Annotated in this window: 15 protein-coding genes and 1 tRNA gene; 12 read left to right on the plus strand and 4 right to left on the minus strand. The window is 71.9% G+C overall.

Annotated features, from left to right (window positions below):
• Positions 1–5: 5 nt before the first annotated feature.
• Positions 6–1562, minus strand: a complete 1557-nt coding sequence (locus ACZ4Z4_RS13850; protein ID WP_468326576.1) for a potassium/proton antiporter — start codon at positions 1560–1562, stop codon at positions 6–8.
• A gap of 207 nt (positions 1563–1769) precedes the next feature.
• Between ACZ4Z4_RS13850 and ACZ4Z4_RS13855 the strand changes: the two genes are divergently transcribed.
• A complete protein-coding gene (locus tag ACZ4Z4_RS13855; RefSeq protein WP_468326578.1) occupies positions 1770–4625 on the plus strand; it encodes a penicillin acylase family protein in 2856 nt (951 codons plus the stop codon).
• Between the two features lie 91 nt (positions 4626–4716).
• Here ACZ4Z4_RS13855 and ACZ4Z4_RS13860 read toward each other — a convergent pair whose 3' ends face one another.
• Entirely contained in the window at positions 4717–5340 is a 624-nt protein-coding gene (locus ACZ4Z4_RS13860) for a 5-formyltetrahydrofolate cyclo-ligase (RefSeq protein WP_468326580.1), read from the minus strand.
• Between the two features lie 94 nt (positions 5341–5434).
• Here ACZ4Z4_RS13860 and galU point away from each other — a divergent pair, with 94 nt between their 5' ends.
• The 9 genes from galU to ACZ4Z4_RS13905 all read left to right on the plus strand — a co-directional run bounded on the left by galU (position 5435) and on the right by ACZ4Z4_RS13905 (position 12929).
• Positions 5435–6346 carry a UTP--glucose-1-phosphate uridylyltransferase GalU gene (gene galU, locus ACZ4Z4_RS13865; RefSeq protein WP_468326582.1) on the plus strand — a complete coding sequence of 304 codons (912 nt, stop codon included), beginning with the start codon at positions 5435–5437 and terminating at the stop codon, positions 6344–6346.
• Positions 6347–6350: 4 nt separating this feature from the next.
• Complete coding sequence (gene glp, locus ACZ4Z4_RS13870; RefSeq protein ID WP_468326584.1) at positions 6351–7697, plus strand: molybdotransferase-like divisome protein Glp; 1347 nt, start codon at positions 6351–6353, stop codon at positions 7695–7697.
• Between the two features lie 84 nt (positions 7698–7781).
• Positions 7782–8306, plus strand: coding sequence for a cyclic pyranopterin monophosphate synthase MoaC (gene moaC, locus ACZ4Z4_RS13875; RefSeq protein ID WP_362998686.1), 525 nt, complete (start codon positions 7782–7784; stop codon positions 8304–8306).
• 53 nt (positions 8307–8359) lie between these two features.
• Positions 8360–8893: a MogA/MoaB family molybdenum cofactor biosynthesis protein gene (locus ACZ4Z4_RS13880; protein WP_468326885.1), complete on the plus strand. Its 534-nt coding sequence runs from the start codon at positions 8360–8362 to the stop codon at positions 8891–8893.
• Between the two features lie 59 nt (positions 8894–8952).
• Positions 8953–9513 carry a GNAT family N-acetyltransferase gene (locus tag ACZ4Z4_RS13885; protein ID WP_468326585.1) on the plus strand — a complete coding sequence of 187 codons (561 nt, stop codon included), beginning with the start codon at positions 8953–8955 and terminating at the stop codon, positions 9511–9513.
• Positions 9514–9741: 228 nt separating this feature from the next.
• On the plus strand, positions 9742–10959 hold the full coding sequence (sepX, locus tag ACZ4Z4_RS13890; RefSeq protein WP_468326587.1) for a divisome protein SepX/GlpR: 1218 nt from the start codon (positions 9742–9744) through the stop codon (positions 10957–10959).
• 86 nt (positions 10960–11045) lie between these two features.
• Positions 11046–11119, plus strand: a tRNA-Ala gene (locus ACZ4Z4_RS13895).
• Positions 11120–11239: 120 nt separating this feature from the next.
• Positions 11240–11698, plus strand: coding sequence for a hypothetical protein (locus ACZ4Z4_RS13900; protein ID WP_468326589.1), 459 nt, complete (start codon positions 11240–11242; stop codon positions 11696–11698).
• A 10-nt stretch (positions 11699–11708) separates the two neighbouring features.
• Complete coding sequence (locus ACZ4Z4_RS13905) at positions 11709–12929, plus strand: sensor histidine kinase (RefSeq protein WP_468326591.1); 1221 nt, start codon at positions 11709–11711, stop codon at positions 12927–12929.
• A gap of 33 nt (positions 12930–12962) precedes the next feature.
• On the opposite strand, the gene ACZ4Z4_RS13910 is transcribed toward ACZ4Z4_RS13905, so the two are convergent.
• Complete coding sequence (locus ACZ4Z4_RS13910) at positions 12963–13550, minus strand: GNAT family N-acetyltransferase (protein ID WP_468326593.1); 588 nt, start codon at positions 13548–13550, stop codon at positions 12963–12965.
• A 69-nt stretch (positions 13551–13619) separates the two neighbouring features.
• On the opposite strand from ACZ4Z4_RS13910, the gene ACZ4Z4_RS13915 reads away from it, so the two are divergent.
• Both ACZ4Z4_RS13915 and ACZ4Z4_RS13920 read left to right on the plus strand, forming a co-directional pair.
• Entirely contained in the window at positions 13620–14411 is a 792-nt protein-coding gene (locus ACZ4Z4_RS13915) for an exodeoxyribonuclease III (RefSeq protein ID WP_468326595.1), read from the plus strand.
• Positions 14412–14580: 169 nt separating this feature from the next.
• Positions 14581–15600, plus strand: coding sequence for a DUF6528 family protein (locus ACZ4Z4_RS13920; protein WP_468326597.1), 1020 nt, complete (start codon positions 14581–14583; stop codon positions 15598–15600).
• A gap of 12 nt (positions 15601–15612) precedes the next feature.
• Here ACZ4Z4_RS13920 and ACZ4Z4_RS13925 read toward each other — a convergent pair whose 3' ends face one another.
• A complete protein-coding gene (locus ACZ4Z4_RS13925) occupies positions 15613–16239 on the minus strand; it encodes a MerR family transcriptional regulator (RefSeq protein WP_468326887.1) in 627 nt (208 codons plus the stop codon).
• Between the last annotated feature and the right edge of the window lie 130 nt (positions 16240–16369).

Consider the following 16369-nt stretch of genomic DNA (forward strand, 5'->3'; position numbering starts at 1 on the left):
GCCACCTACGATTGGTGTTTTTCTCCGTCGGTTCCCAGCCAACCGGCCAGCTTTCCGCCGTGGCCGACCGCGCGCAGCCGCCGCTCGGCCGCGTCCCGCACCGGGTCCGTCGCCACCACCAGGAGCTCGTCGCCGCGGCGCAGCACCGTCGTCGGCAGCGGCACGAACGATTCTCCGTCGCGGACGACCAGCGTGACCGCCGAGCCCTGGGGCAGCCGCAGCTCGCCCACCTCGACGCCGTGCATGCGGGAGCCCTTGGGGATGTCCACCGAAAGCAGGTGCCCCTGGAGGCGCTCCAGCGGCGCCGACTCGATGCCGAGGTCGGCGGCCTCCGCGCCGTCGCCGAGCCGCAGCTTCCTGGCCAGCCAGGGCAGCGTGGGGCCCTGCACGAGGGTGTAGACGACGACCAGGACGAAGACGATGTTGAAGATGCGCTGGCTGTCCTCGACGCCGCTCACCATCGGGATGGTGGCCAGGATGATGGGCACGGCGCCGCGCAGGCCCGCCCAGGACAGCAGCGCCTTCTCCTGCCACGGCGTGCGGAACGGCAGCAGGCTGAGCACGACCTCCAGGGGGCGCGCCACCACGGTCAGGACCAGGCCGATGAGGATCGCGTGCCAGGTGTCGTCCAGCAGGTCGTGCGGCGTGACGAGCAGGCCCAGCAGGACGAACATGCCGATCTGCGCGATCCAGCCGAGCCCCTCGGCGAAGCCGCGGGTGGCGGGCCAGTGCGGCAGCCTGGCGTTGCCGAGCACCATCGAGGCGAGGTAGACGGCCAGGAAGCCGCTGCCGTGCGCCATGGCACCCGCGGCGTACGCGGTGACGGCGATCGCCATGACGGCGATGGGGTAGAGGCCGGAGGCGGGCAGTGCCACGTGCCGCAGGCCGTAGGCGCCGAGCCAGCCGACCGCGATGCCGATCGCGGCTCCGATCGCCAGCTCCAGGGCGATCTTGCCGATCAGTACGTACCAGTCGTCCACCGGTCCCGCCGTGGAGAACGCCACGACGAGGATCACCACAGGGGCGTCGTTGAAGCCCGACTCCGCTTCCAGGATTCCCGTCACACGGGAGGGGAGCGGCACCTTCCGCAGCACCGAGAAGACCGCGGCCGCGTCCGTGGACGAGACCACCGCGCCGATGATCAGCGCCTGCCGCCACTCCAGGCCGACGAGGTAGTGGGCGCCCGCGGCCGTGATGCCGACGCTCACCGCGACGCCGACGGTGGAGAGCACGGCCGCCGCCGGCAGGGCGGGCCTGATCTCTTTCCACTTCGTCCCGAGGCCGCCCTCGGCGAGGATCACGACCAGGGCGGCATAGCCGATGACCTGCGTCAGTTCGGCATTGTTGAAGTGGACGTCGCCGATGCCGTCCTGGCCCATGGCGACGCCGATGCCCAGGTACAGCAGCAGGCTGGGGAGCCCGCTGCGCGACGAGATGCGGACCGCCGCGACGGCGACGAGCAGGACGAGCGAGCAGACGAGCAGGAGCTGGTTGAGGTGGTGGACAGTCAGGGGCCGTTCCTTCCGCCGCGAAGCCGAGTACTCCACCGGGACGCCGAGCACTACGGAGGAGTACTTCGTTACCTTACCTAATTGTTAACGCTTCCTTGACGCGATCGAATGGATATTCGATCTTTGGAGGCCCGGGTTCCTGACTCCGCGTCCGGAGCCGGAACGCCCTGCGCCTATGGTTGCTCCTGCGCTCCCAGAGCCGCCCAAGTCGACAGCACAGCCCGCCCTGCCGCTCGCGTAAGGACAGCAAGGACAGCGATGCCCTCCAACACCACTGCCTCTTCCGGTCATAAGTCCGGCAAGAAGAAGGGGCGCCGAGCCCGACTCGTCGTGATCGTCCTGGTCCTGGCCATCGTCGGAGGCATCGGCTTCGGCGCGTACTGGAGCATCAGCACCGTGCGCGCCTCCTTCCCGCAGACCAAGGGAACGATCAAGCTCGACGGCCTCTCGGGCAACGTCGAGGTGAAGCGGGACGGGAACGGAATCCCGCAGATCTACGCCGACTCCGACGCCGACCTCTTCATGGCCCAGGGTTTCGTCCAGGCGCAGGACCGCTTCTACGAGATGGACGTCCGTCGTCATATGACCTCCGGGCGGCTCTCCGAGATGTTCGGCAAGAGCCAGGTCAAGACCGATGAATTCCTGCGCACGCTCGGCTGGCACCGGGTGGCGAAGAAGGAGTACGACTCCAAGCTCTCGCCGGAGACGAAGAAATACCTCCAGGCGTACGCCAAGGGAGTCAACGCCTACCTCGCCGGCAAGGACGGCAAGGACATCTCCGTCGAGTACGCGGCCCTCGGCTTCAAGAACGACTACAAGCCGCAGGAGTGGACCCCGGTCGACTCCGTGGCCTGGCTCAAGGCCATGGCCTGGGACCTGCGCGGCAACATGCAGGACGAGATCGACCGCTCCCTGATGACGAGCCGCCTCGGCCCGTCGCAGATCAAGGACCTGTACCCGGAGTACCCGTACAAGCGGAACAAGCCGATCGTCCGCGAGGGCGCCTACAACAGCGTCACCGAGGAGTACGACCCCGACGCCACGGCCTCCGACACGCAGACCGGCACCGGAGGCGCGGGCACCGGTACGGGCACGGGCACAGGCGGCACCGGCACCGGTACGGGCTCCGGAAACGGCACGGGCTCCGGCACGGGCACGGGCACGGGCGGGACCGGCGGCACGGCCGGTTCCGGTCTCGCGGGCGGCACGCAGGCCCCCGACGGGCTTCAGTCGCAGCTCAACGGCCTCTCCGGCGCCCTGGACGAGGTCCCGGCCATCCTCGGCCCGAACGGCAACGGCATCGGCTCGAACTCCTGGGTCGTCTCCGGTGACCACACCATCACCGGCAAGCCGCTCCTCGCCAACGACCCGCACCTGGCGCCGCAGCTGCCCTCCGTCTGGTACCAGATGGGCCTGCACTGCCGGTCGGTCTCCGCGAAGTGCCAGTACGACGTCTCGGGCTACACCTTCTCCGGCATGCCGGGCGTGGTCATCGGCCACAACAAGGACATCGCCTGGGGCATGACGAACCTCGGCGCCGACGTCACGGACCTGTACCTGGAGAAGTTCACCGGGGACGGCTACCAGTACGACGGCAAGGTCAAGCCGTTCACCTCGCGCGAGGAGACCATCAAGGTCGCGGGCGGCAAGTCGAAGAAGATCACGGTCCGCGAGACCAACAACGGCCCGCTGATCTCCGACCGCGACGACGAGCTGGTCAAGGTCGGCAAGAAGGCCCACGTCGACACCGCGGCCCCCGACCGGGGCGACGGCTACGGAGTGGCGCTGCGCTGGACCGCGCTGACCCCCGGCAAGTCCATGGACGCCGTCTTCGAGCTCAACAAGGCGAAGAACTTCACCGAGTTCCGCAAGGCGGCCGCTTCCTTCGAGGTGCCGTCCCAGAACCTGATCTACGCCGACACCCAGGGCAACATCGGCTACCAGGCGCCCGGCAGGATCCCCACGCGCGGCAAGGGCGACGGCTCGCTCCCGGCGCCCGGCTGGGACCGCGACTACCGCTGGACCGGCTACGTCCCGCAGGACGCGCTGCCCTACGAGTACAACCCGAAGCGCGGCTACATCGTCACCGCCAACCAGGCCGTGATCAGCGACAAGTACCCGTACAAGCTCACCTCGGACTGGGGCTACGGAGCGCGCAGCCAGCGGATCGACGACCTCATCCAGTCGAAGATCAAGAACGGCGGCAAGATCTCCACCGAGGACATGCGCCTCATGCAGATGGACAACAGCAGCGAGATCGCCAAGCTGCTCGTGCCCAAGCTGCTGAAGATCGACGTCAAGGACAAGTACGTCCGCGAGGCGCAGAAGCTCCTCGAAGGCTGGGACTACACCCAGGACGCCGACTCGGCGGCCGCCGCCTACTTCAACTCGGTCTGGCGCAACATCCTCAAGCTGGCCTTCGGCAACAAGCTCCCCAAGGAGCTGCGCGTCAAGGGGCAGTGCCTGAGCGTCGAGCCGGCCGGCAACACCGGCCCCGCCGACGAGGGCAAGAAGGTGCGCGAGTGCGGTGAGCGCGACGCGGACTCGGCCCAGCCGGACGGCGGCGACCGCTACTACGAGGTGATCCGCAAGATCATCGACGACGAGACCAATGCCTGGTGGAAGTCGCCGGGGACCCGCACCGACAAGGAGACCAAGACCCGCGACCAGCTGTTCGCGCGGGCCCTTGAGGACGCGCGCTGGGACCTGACGGCCAAGCTCGGCAAGGACATCGACACCTGGAGCTGGGGCCGCCTGCACCGGCTCACGCTGAAGAACCAGACGCTCGGCACCGAAGGCCCCGGCTGGCTCCAGTTCGTACTCAACCGCGGCCCGTGGAAGCTCGGCGGCGGCGAGGCCGCGGTCAACGCGACCGGCTGGAACGCGGCCGGCGGCTACGGAGTGCTCTGGGTGCCGTCGATGCGGATGGTGGTGAACCTCAAGGACCTCGACAAGTCCAAGTGGATCAACCTCACCGGCGCTTCGGGGCACGCGTACAACGCGCACTACACCGACCAGACCGACAAGTGGGCCAAGGGCGAACTCCTGCCGTGGGCCTACTCGGACAAGGCGGTCGAGGGCAGCACGAGCGACAAGCTGGTGCTGCGCCCCTGACGGCCGCGCACGGCACATCCTGAAAGGGCCCTCCACGCACGCGTGGAGGGCCCTTTCGGTCGTTCAGGAGGCCGGGCGGCGGCCCCGGACCTCAGCGGAAGCGGCGTGTCCCCGACGGGGTCACGACGGCGTGCACCGGCTGGTCGTGTGCCTCTTCGGGGAGGTGGGCGACCACTTCGGAGTCGTACAGGAGCACCACGAGAGCGGGATCGGCGGCCGCGCGCTCCAGGCGGGCGAGGACCCGGTCGTACGATCCGCCGCCCCGCCCGAGCCGCATCCCGCGCGCGTCCACGGCGAGCCCCGGCAGCAGCACGGTGTCCGCCTCCAGGACGGCATCGGGCCCCAGGCGCGCGCCCGAGGGCTCCAGCAGCTCGATCTTTCCCTGATGCCGCACGCGGACGAGCGAGCCGGCCCCGTCGTACGCGCCCCAGTCCAGGTCGTTGTCCGGGAGCAGCGCGGGGAGCAGGACGCGGGTCCCGCGCGCGTGGAGGGCGTCGAGCAGTGCGCGGGTGCCGGGCTCGCTCCCCACGGAGACGTACGCCGCGACGGTCCGCGCGCCGGCGAGCTCGGGCAGCTCCAGCGCGCGGTCGGCGAGGAGCGCGGCCGCCTTCCGCACGTCACCCTCAGTCAACCCGCTTCTCACCGCGAGGAGGTCTCGCCGCAACGTCCGCTTGGTTGGCTGGCCGCCTGCCGCGGTTCCGTCGGTTCGGCTCATGGGGATCACACAAATCCTTCCTGGTCGGCGCATATGCCGAGAAATTATCTGGACCCACAGATTCCGCACATAGGCACCGGATATGGTGGGCGCCATGACTGAGTCTCAGCCCCCCCACGCCCGGATCACCAAGGCGGTCATCCCCGCGGCGGGCCTCGGCACACGCTTCCTGCCGGCCACCAAGGCGACCCCCAAGGAGATGCTGCCGGTCGTCGACAAGCCGGCGATCCAGTACGTGGTCGAGGAGGCCGCCTCCGCGGGTCTCGATGACGTCCTCATGATCACGGGCCGCAACAAGCGCCCCCTGGAGGACCACTTCGACCGCAACTACGAACTGGAGTCGGCCCTCCTGAAGAAGGGCGACGAGGCCCGCCTCGCCAAGGTCCAGGAGTCCAGCGACCTCGCGACGATGCACTATGTGCGCCAGGGCGACCCCAAGGGGCTCGGTCACGCCGTCCTGTGCGCCGCACCGCACGTCGGCAGGGAGCCGTTCGCCGTGCTCCTCGGCGACGACCTCATCGACCCGCGCGACCCGCTCCTCGCCCGCATGGTCGAGACCCAGGAGCGGCACGGCGGCAGCGTCATCGCCCTCATGGAGGTGGCCCCCGAGCAGATCCACCTCTACGGCTGCGCGGCGGTCGAGGCCACCGAGGACGGCGACGTCGTCAAGGTCACCGGCCTGGTCGAGAAGCCCGACGCCGCGGACGCCCCGTCGAACTACGCGGTCATCGGCCGCTACGTCCTGGACCCCGCCGTCTTCGACGTGCTGCGCAAGACCGAGCCGGGCCGCGGCGGCGAGATCCAGCTCACCGACGCCCTCCAGCAGCTCGCGGCCGACGAGAAGATCGGCGGCCCGGTGCACGGCGTGGTCTTCAAGGGCCGCCGCTATGACACCGGTGACCGCGGCGACTATCTGCGTGCCATTGTCAGACTCGCGTGCGAACGTGAAGATCTGGGCCCGGACTTCCAGGCCTGGCTTCGCAGTTACGTCACCGAGGAGATGTAGCACTTTGAGCAGCAGCACGACGACACCGACCACCGGCCGGAGCGAGTTCTGGTCGGTGGAAGAGCATCTGGACGACATCCTCGCGACCGTCCGCCCGCTCGAACCGATCGAGCTCCAACTCCTCGACGCCCAGGGCTGCGTCCTGGTCGAGGACGTCACGGTGCCCGTCTCGCTGCCGCCCTTCGACAACAGCTCCATGGACGGTTACGCGGTGCGGGTCGCCGATCTCGCGGGCGCGAGCGAGGAGTTCCCCGCCGTCCTGACGGTCATCGGCGACGTCGCCGCGGGCGCGGGCGAGCAGCCCACCGTCGGCGCGGGCCAGGCCGCCCGCATCATGACCGGCGCCCCGCTGCCCCCCGGCGCCGAGGCCGTCGTCCCCGTGGAGTGGACCGACGGCGGTCTGGGCGAGGGCCCCGTCGCCGGGATGCGGGCCCACAGCGCCGCCCCCGAGGGCGCCTCCGGAGAGGTCCGCGTGCACCGCCCCGCCGAGGCGCGCGCGCACGTGCGGGAGCGGGGCAGCGACGTCCGGGCGGGCGACCGTGCCCTGTCCGCGGGCACCGTCCTCGGCCCCCCGCAGATCGCCCTGCTCGCCGCGATCGGCCGTGGCACGGTGCGGGTCCGCCCCCGCCCGCGCGTGGTCGTCATGTCCACCGGCAGCGAACTAATCCAGCCCGGCGAGGAGTTGGCGGCCGGCCAGATCTACGACTCCAACAGCTTCGCCCTCACCTCCGCCGCCCGCGACGCCGGAGCCATCGCCTACCGCGTCGGTGCCGTCGCCGACGACGCGGAGACACTGCGCTCCACCATCGAGGACCAGCTGATCCGCGCCGACCTCGTCGTCACCACCGGCGGCGTCAGCGTCGGCGCGTACGACGTCGTGAAGGAGGCGCTGACCTCCATCGGCGACCCGGACGCGGAGGACGGCATCGGAGCGGGCGGCGGCGTCGAGTTCCGCAAGATCGCCATGCAGCCCGGCAAGCCGCAGGGGTTCGGCTCCATCGGCCCCGACCACACCCCGCTCCTCGCGCTGCCGGGCAACCCCGTCTCCTCGTACGTCTCGTTCGAGCTGTTCGTGCGCCCCGCGATCCGCACCCTCATGGGCCTCCCGGAGGTCCGCAGACCCGCCACGCGCGCGAAGCTGGTGTCGGACGAGGCGCTGCGCTCGCCGGAGGGCCGCCGCCAGTTCCTCCGGGGGCGGTACGACGCGGCGGCCGGCGAGGTCGTGCCCGTCGGCGGGTCCGGCTCGCATCTGATCGCCGCCCTCGCCCACGCGGACGCGCTGATCGTCGTCCCCGAGGACACCACCTCGGTGGAGCCGGGCACGGACGTCGAGGTGGTCCTGCTCGGCTGAGCAGGCCGCCCGCGCGGTACCGTGTCGCGCACAACAGGCCCGCGCGCCGCACCGCGCGGAGCCCGGACCGGGAGCGCCAAGCACATGACCGCGATTTCCCGGGGGGACACCCCCGGAGCCCCTGACCAGCAGCGACTGACCCACATCGACGAGGCGGGCGCGGCCCGCATGGTCGATGTCTCCGCCAAGGACGTGACCGCGCGCACCGCCCGCGCCAGCGGCCGTGTCCTGGTCTCGCCGCGCGTGATCGAGCTGCTGCGCGGCGAGGGCGTGCCGAAGGGAGACGCCCTGGCCACCGCGCGGATCGCCGGAATCATGGGCGCCAAGCGCACGCCGGACCTGATCCCGCTCTGCCATCCGCTGGCCGTCTCCGGAGTGAAGCTCGACCTGTCCGTGGCGGACGACGCCGTCGAGATCCTCGCCACGGTGAAGACGACGGACCGCACGGGCGTCGAGATGGAAGCCCTCACCGCGGTGAGCGTCGCCGCCCTCACGGTGGTCGACATGGTGAAGGCCGTCGACAAGGGCGCCGTCATCACGGACGTACGGGTGGAGGAGAAGACCGGCGGCAAGTCGGGGACGTGGAGCCGGGAAGGAGCCGGGGCGTGAGCGCGGGGGACGGGCACGCACACGTGGAGGACGATGCGGCGGCCCAGGCGGCACTGGACCCCTCGGCCTCGGCGGGCGGCGCCCTTCTCGCGCCGTACAGCGCGCTGGTCGTGACCGCGTCGAACCGTGCCGCCGCGGGTGTCTACGCCGACCGGGGCGGTCCGATCCTCGTCGAAGGGCTCACCGCGCTCGGCTTCGCCGTCGACGGTCCCCAGGTCGTTCCTGACGGTGACCCCGTCGAACAGGCCCTGCGCGCGGGCGCCGAGGCCGGTTACGACGTCATCCTCACCACCGGCGGCACCGGCATCTCGCCCACCGACCGCACCCCCGAGGCCACCCGCCGCGTCATCGACCACGAGGTGCCGGGCATCGGTGAGGCGATTCGCGCGTACGGCAGGGACAAGGTCCCGACCGCCGTCCTGTCGCGCGGGCTCGCCGGGGTCGCGGGCGGGACGCTCATCGTGAACCTGCCGGGCTCCACCGGCGGCGTACGCGACGGACTCGCCGTCCTGGAGCCGCTGCTGCGGCACGCCGTCGACCAGCTGCGGGGCGGCGACCATCCCGGTCCGCCGGGGGGTGTGAGCTGAACGGCTCCTCCTGGCCCGTCGAGCTGACGGACGGCGACATCGCCCTCCGTCCCATAAAGATGCGTGACCAGCGGGCCTGGCGCGACGTCAACCGGCGCAACCGCGACTGGCTGCGCCCCTGGGAGGCCACGATCCCGCCGCCCACGCCCAGCGGCCCGATCGTGCACCGCCCCACGTACCGTCAGATGGTCCGCCATCTGCGCGCGGAGGCCAACGCGGGCCGGATGCTGCCCTTCGTCATCGAGTACCGGGGCCGTCTCGTCGGGCAGTTGACGGTCGCGGGGATCACCTGGGGCTCGATGTGCTCGGGGCACGTCGGCTACTGGGTCGACGAGTCCGTCGCGGGCCGCGGGGTCATGCCGACCGCCGTGGCACTCGCCGTCGACCACTGCTTCCGCTCGGTGGGACTGCACCGTATCGAGGTCTGTATTCGCCCCGAGAACACGCCGAGTCGACGGGTCGTGGAGAAACTCGGATTCCGCGAGGAGGGACTCCGGCCGCGGTATCTGCACATCGACGGCGCGTGGCGGGATCACCTCGTCTTCGCGCTCACGACCGAAGAGGTCCCGGAAGGGTTGTTGCGCCGCTGGCACCAGGCGCGACCTCGGAACACGGCCTAGCGGGCCACCCGCCTCGGTAAATGAAATATGTGTTCGAAATTGATCGCCGATGGTCCGTCCGAGGCAGGTTTGCGACGGGTATGAGACTTGTCTCAGGCATTAATTTCCCGCTCCTGACGCGTCGTTGATCACATCAGTCACAAAAAAAGTTCGAGATATCAGCCAGATCGTGCGACACACCGGCGCAATTGGCAGATGGCCTCATGCAAACCCCTCTACCGTGTGAGCGTGAGCAGCAGCGGCCTCATCTACGCAGTCATCGTCGGGGCCTGGGCCGCCTACTTGGTGCCGATGTGGCTCCGTAGGCAGGACGAGCTGAACGAAGCCCGTCCGACGGAACGCTTCAGCACCGCCATCCGGCTGCTGTCCGGACGGGCGGGGATGGAGCGCCGATACGCCAGGGACCTGCAAGCGCGCTCGCCCGAGGAAGGGGAGTCGCTCGACGACCCGGACGTCATCACCGGCTCGGTGGACGTCCGGTCCTTCGTCGCGCCCCCGACCGACACGGCGGCCTCCCGACCCGACCGGGCCGACCGGCCCGACCGGGCGGAGCGCGAACCCGAACGCGCGCGGGAGCGGGAGCCCGAACGCACCCCCGCACCCCGCGCCCAGGCCCTCGCCAAGGACCCGGCCGCCAGGCCCACACCCACGCCCGCTCAGCGCGCCGCGTCGGCGGAGGCCGCCGCGCGCGCCCGGCGCGTCAAGGTGCTCGCCCGGCGCCGCCGCACGACGGTGCTCCTCTTCCTCGCCTTCACGGCCGGCACGGTCGTCGCCGCGGTCGGCGGACTCGCCTTCCTGTGGGCGCCCGCCGTGCCCGCCGTGCTGCTCAGCGCGTACATCGTCTATCTGCGCGGCCAGGAGCGGCGCCGCTTCACCTACACGATGGACCGGCGTCGGGCCGAGGCCGCGGCGCAGCGGCTGCGCGAGCGGCAGCCCCGCCGCGGGCCCGCGGGCGCGGAGCGCGGCGCCGACGGGGCGGCGCAACAGGGGCCGGCGCCCGAGACGGAGACCGGGCTCTCCGCGCTCGCCGCGGACCGCCGCGCCCTCGTCGAGCAGACCGACCACGCGGAGTGGGTCGACCAGCAGCGCGAGCGGCAGCGCGGCCCCGGCCGCGGTGACAGCTGGGACCCGGTCCCGGTACCGCTGCCGACGTACGTGACCGCGCCGGTCGCCCCGCGCGCCACCGGCAGCGTCGACCTGGGCGCGCCCGACGTCTGGAGCTCCGTGCGGTCGAGCACGGCGGAGCCGGCCGCCGAGCGAGCGGCCGAGCGGGAGCGGCCGGTCGCGGGCGCGGGGGACATCGACGGAACCGAGGGCGCCGACGCGGGCGGCGGCCGCAGCGACAGGCGCCGGGCGGCGTCCGCGCGGCGCGCACGTGAGCGCGGCCGCACCCCGCTCTTCGACCAGTACGAGGACGGCGACCGGCCGCGCGCGGCCAACGAGTGAAGCGTGGTGCGGTCCGCACCGGCTGACCAGCCAGGAACGGATTTCCAAGCACCCCGATCGGGATGCTAGAGTTTCACTCGTTGCAAGGGCCTGTGGCGCAGTCTGGTAGCGCACCTCGTTCGCATCGAGGGGGTCTGGGGTTCAAATCCCCACAGGTCCACTGCACATGAGATCCCGTCCAGTTCATCGAACTGGGCGGGATCTTTGCGTTGCGGTCCGAGAGGCCGCGCTCCGCGTGTGGGCTCCGTGCGGTTTGCCCGACGGTGGATACATTTGCTGCATGTTGTCCCCTTTGCGGGTTGCCGTGATCTGCGGCACTTTTCTGGCCGCCGTGCTCGTGGGCGGCTGCGCCGAGCCGCGAGGGCTGCGGGTGGAGGGGCCCGCGCTGCGGCCCACGAGGGTGGCGGGGCGCGTCTATGTGGCCGACGTGTCGGGGCGGCCGCTCCAGCAGCCGGCCGAGGTGCAGCTCACCGAGTCCGTCGTGGTCGCGGAGTTGAGTTGGCGGGACTGGGGCGGGCCGACCGCGAAGGCCACCGGGAAGCTCGGCGGCCCGTGGTGCCGGCCCGGGTGCCGTGCCGGACCGTACGACGCGACGCTGACGCTCAGCGGTCTGGAGCGGCCGGAGGGCGTGGCGTACTACCGGCGGGCCTCCGTCGAGCCGACGAAGCCGGAGGAGCTGCCCGCCGCGGCGGTGAACGTGCAGTTCCAGGGCATCCGGCTGTCGGCCCCGGAGCTCTGAGGGCGTGCGGATGAGCATCGGCACGGGGCTGCGCGCCAAGATCGGTCTCGCCATCGCGGCCACCGCGGCCGTGGTGGCCGCCGTGATGGGGCTCCTCGTGCACCACCGCACCGTCGAGGCGCAGTACGCGGGCGCGCGCACTCAGATCGGGGACCGGCTGCGGACCGCCGTGCAGGACCACGCGGCGGGGATCGACGGGGACCGCACCCTCATCGACCCCGCCGATCTGCCGGGGCCGCTCGCCGGGGCCGTGGCGAAGGGCCGGTGGGGCGTCTATCTGGACCGGAGCGGGCGGGTGCCGCAGCTGTGGGCGGCGAGCAAGTACGGCGACGAGGTCGTCGCGCTGAAGCGCCCGTACGACAGGGAGGCGGAGACCGTACGGGACCTGGACCGGGTGCTGTGGATCTCCGGCGGTATCGGGACGGCGCTCGCCTGTGTGGCGGGGCTGCTCGTGGCCACGCGGCTCGGGCGGCGCCTCAAGGCGAAGGCCGGGGCCGCGCGGCGCATCGCCGACGGGGATCTGACGGCGCGCCTGCCGCTGCGCGGCAAGGACGAGATCACCCAGCTCGCGGCCGCCGTGAACACGATGGCCGACGCGCTCGCCGCGCGGTTGCAGGCGGAGCGCGAGGTGACGGCGAACATCGCGCACGAGCTGCGCACGCCGGTGGCGGGCATGGTCACGGCGGCCGGGCTGCTGCCGCCGGGGCGCCCGTCCGAACTGGTGCGGGAGTCCGCGGGGCGGCTGCGGGAACTGGTCGACGACGTCATCGAGGTGGCGCGGCTCGACGGGGCGGGGGAGACGGTCGCCGCCGAGGCATGCGACCTGGGGGCGCTGGTGCGCAGGTCGGCCGCCGCCGGGGCCGCGGGGGCGGCGGGCATGACGGTGGACGTCGTACGGGACGTGCAGGTGATGACGGACCCGCGGCGGGTGGAGCGGGTGGTCGCCAACCTCGTCAGCAACGCGTTGCGGCACGGGGCGGTGCCGGTGGTGGTGGAGGTCGACGGCGGGCTGGTGCGGGTGCGGGACTCCGGGAGCGGATTTCCGGAGTCCCTGCTGTCCGGCGGGCCGCAGCGGTTCCGGAGCGGGAGCGGGGAGAAGGGGGTGGGGCTCGGGCTCGGGCTGACGATCGCGCAGGGGCAGGCGCGGGTCCTGGGGGCGGGGCTGCGGTTCAGTAATCCGGCCGGGGGTGGCGCGCTGGCCGAGTTCGACCTCCGGTCGGCGGTGGCGTAGCCATCGGCGGACGGGGTTCCCCTGTGGGAGGGGCTACAGGGGCTTCGCGTAGCAGCGGCTCAGGTCCTCGAAGCGGTAGTAGCCGAACTTCTCCGGGGCGGGCGTGTAGCCGCTGGAGGTGTAGAGGGCTATCGCCTCCGGCTGCTTGGTGCCCGTCTCCAGGACCATGCGGGTGCGGCCCGCCGCCTTCGCGTCGGCCTCCAGGGCCGCGAGGATGCGGCGGGCGAGGCCGAGGCCCCGGGCTTCGGGGGTGACGTACATGCGCTTCAGCTCGGCGTCGCCGTCCTGGTAGTTCTCCTCGTTCCGGTCCATGCCGCGCCAGCCGCCGGTGGCCAGCGCGGTGCCGTCGGCGGCGTACGCGATGAGGTAGAGGCCGCGTGGGGGCTCGAACATGGAGGGGTCGAGGGGGGTGAGGTCGCCGTCGTCGCCGTAGCGCTCGGCGTATTCGAGCTGGACGCGGTCGTTCAGGCGGACGGCGTCGGGGTGCGCGAAGGTGACGGTGCGCAGCTCGACGGCGGCGGTGGTGGCGGTGGTGTTACTGGGCTGGGTGGGTATGCGGGCGGCGGTTTCGCGAGGCTCGGCGGGTATGGGGGCGGCGGCGTCACGGGCGTGGATAGACATGCGCTCCATCGTACTTCTATGCGTAGTGGATGGGACTGGTGTCGTCCAGTGTGCCGGTATCGTGCCGGGATGCTCACTGTGACCAGCGTGAATGTGAACGGCCTGCGCGCCGCCGCCAAGAAGGGCTTCGTGGAGTGGCTCGCTGGGACCTCGGCCGACGTGCTCTGCCTCCAAGAGGTGCGCGCCGAGGCGCATCAGCTGCCGGACGAGGTGCGGGCCCCCGAGGGCTGGCACGTCGTGCACGCGCCCGCGGCCGCCAAGGGGCGCGCCGGCGTCTCGCTGTACACGCGCCGTGAGCCGGACCGGGTGCGGGTCGGTTTCGGGTCGGCGGAGTTCGACGGCAGCGGCCGCTATGTGGAGGCCGATCTGCCGGGTGTCACGGTGGCCAGCCTGTATCTGCCCTCCGGCGAGGTCGGCACCGAGCGGCAGGACGAGAAGGTCCGGTTCATGAAGGAGTTCCTCGACCATCTGAAGGAGCTCAAGGCGCGGGCCGCCGCCGAGGGGCGGCACGTCGTGGTCTGCGGCGACTGGAACATCGCCCACCGGGAGGCCGACCTCAAGAACTGGAAGGGCAACAAGAAGAATTCCGGGTTCCTGCCCGAGGAGCGCGCCTGGATGGACGAGGTCTTCGCGGAGTACGTGGACGTGGTGCGGGCCCAGCACCCGGGCGTCGAGGGCCCCTACTCGTGGTGGTCCTACCGCGGGCGCGCCTTCGACAACGACACGGGCTGGCGCATCGACTACCACGTCGCGACGGCCGGGCTCGCCGAGCGCGCGGTGAAGGCGTACGTGGAGCGGGCCGCGACCCACGCCGAGCGGTGGAGCGACCACGCGCCCGTGACGGTGGTCTACGACCTGTAGGCCGTCCTTCCGGGGGCTGTAGGCCGCCCTCCCGGGGCCATAGGAGTGGTCGGCGGCGGGACACGGGCACAAAGTCCGGCGGAAGACTGTCCCGGGCCCGTCCGGCGTGGCAGATTGCGGTCGCGTACATGACCAACTGCCGAGGTTCCGGGGGGACTTCATGCCGGCCATGCCATCGAGACGTGCCGTCGTGCTGGGCGCGGCGGGCGCCGGGATCGCGGCGGCGCTGCCCGCCGCGGGGGCGTACGCGACGGGCGGCGGTGGCGGGGTGCCCGCCGGTACGCCGCCCGTCCTGCTGACCGAGCAGGCGAGCAGGCGCCTCCTCGTGCTCGACCCGGGGCGCCGCGTCTGGGACCCGGCCGCCGATCCGTCCGTCGTGCGCTGGCAGTTCTCGCCGCTCGGCGACCCGCGCTACAAGGACCTGCGGCCGGACGAGAGCTGGGTGTATCCGTGCGAGGCGAAGGTGCGGGTGCACCGGCGGCGCACGTACGTCCTGACGACGGCGTCGTTCGGCTTCGTGGCCGTCGTCGAGCACCCGACGGGCCGGCGGTACTGGGGCGCGGCGCTCGGCCCCGGCGACGACCTGTTCAACCCGCACAGTGCCGAGATCCTGCCCGACGGCAATGTGGCCGTCGCGTGCAGCACGGGCGCGCTGGTGCGGCTGTACGCGGCGTCGCGGGGGCCCCGGGCCACGCGGTACGCGCAGGCGACGCTCAAGGGCGCGCACGGGCTGCACTGGGACGGTGCGCGCGAGGTGCTGTGGGCCATTGGCGACGACGAGCTGGTGTCGTACGCGGTGGGCGGCACGGCCGGGCGGCCCACGCTGACGCGGACGTACGCGGTGGGCCTGCCGGTGGGGACGCCGGGGCGGACGCCCGGCGGGCACGACCTCTTCCCCGTGGCGGGGCGGCCGGGGCGGCTGTGGGTGACGACCAACGCGGCCGTGTTCCAGTACGAGCCGGACAGCGGCGCCTTCCTGCGGGACTTCGTCGGGGCGCAGGACATCTCCCGCAAGTCCGTCAAGGCGGTCGGCGACGACCCGCGCACCGGGCAGGTCGTGAGCACCGTGCCGGAGAGCGGGCTCGACGAGACGTGGTGGACCACGACGGTGAGCGTGCACCGGCCCGCGAGCAGCTACAAGCTCGTCAACGGCGGTATCTACAAGGCGCGTTGGTGGCTGCCCCGCTGAGGCCGGAGTCGGTCAGGGCTGCTTGAGGCGGCGGTCCAGGGCCATGGAGAGCTCGGCCTCCACCACGCTCTTGGCGAGCGGGCGCAGCTGCTCGATGTCGACCTCCGCCGTGTCGGGCGTGTGGGTGCGCATGACCGTGATGAACAACTCCGCGAGGGCGTCGGCGTGTTCGCGGACGCGCTGGCCCGCCTCCAGGACGGCGGCGAGGGGAACTCCCTTGCGTACCAGAGTGGACGAGGCGTCGAGCAGGCGGCGGCTGATGTGGACCAGCTCGTCGCCGTCGGTGCCGAGATAGCCGAGGTCCAGGGCGGCGACGAGGTTCTCCGGTGTGACCTCGCCCGCGAAGTGGTCGGCCAGCTCCTCGGGGGTGAGGCGGACCGGCTGCTCCTCGGTCGGCGCGCCGAGGCCCAGGAGCTCGCCGACGTCGCGGCCCTTCTCGAAGGCGTCGGCGAGCTCGGCGATGCCGTTGAGGGTGTGGCCGCGCTCCAGGAGGGCGGCGATGGTGCGGAGTCTGGCCAGGTGGTGCTCGTCGTACCAGGCGATGCGGCCCTCGCGGCGCGGTGGCGGGATGAGGCCGCGCTCGCGGTAGAAGCGGACGGTGCGCACGGTGATGCCGGCCGCTTCGGCCAGTTCCGCCATGCGGTATTCGCGGGGTGCGCGGTCTTTTTCTTGTGCCTCTGCCACGGGGGAAGCCTATGCCGTGCCCCGGCGGGGGCGGGGGGAACTGTGCGCTCAGCCCCCCCCGGGCAGGGGCGCGGTCGCGTCTGCC

Source organism: Streptomyces sp. NPDC030245 (assembly GCF_055572995.1).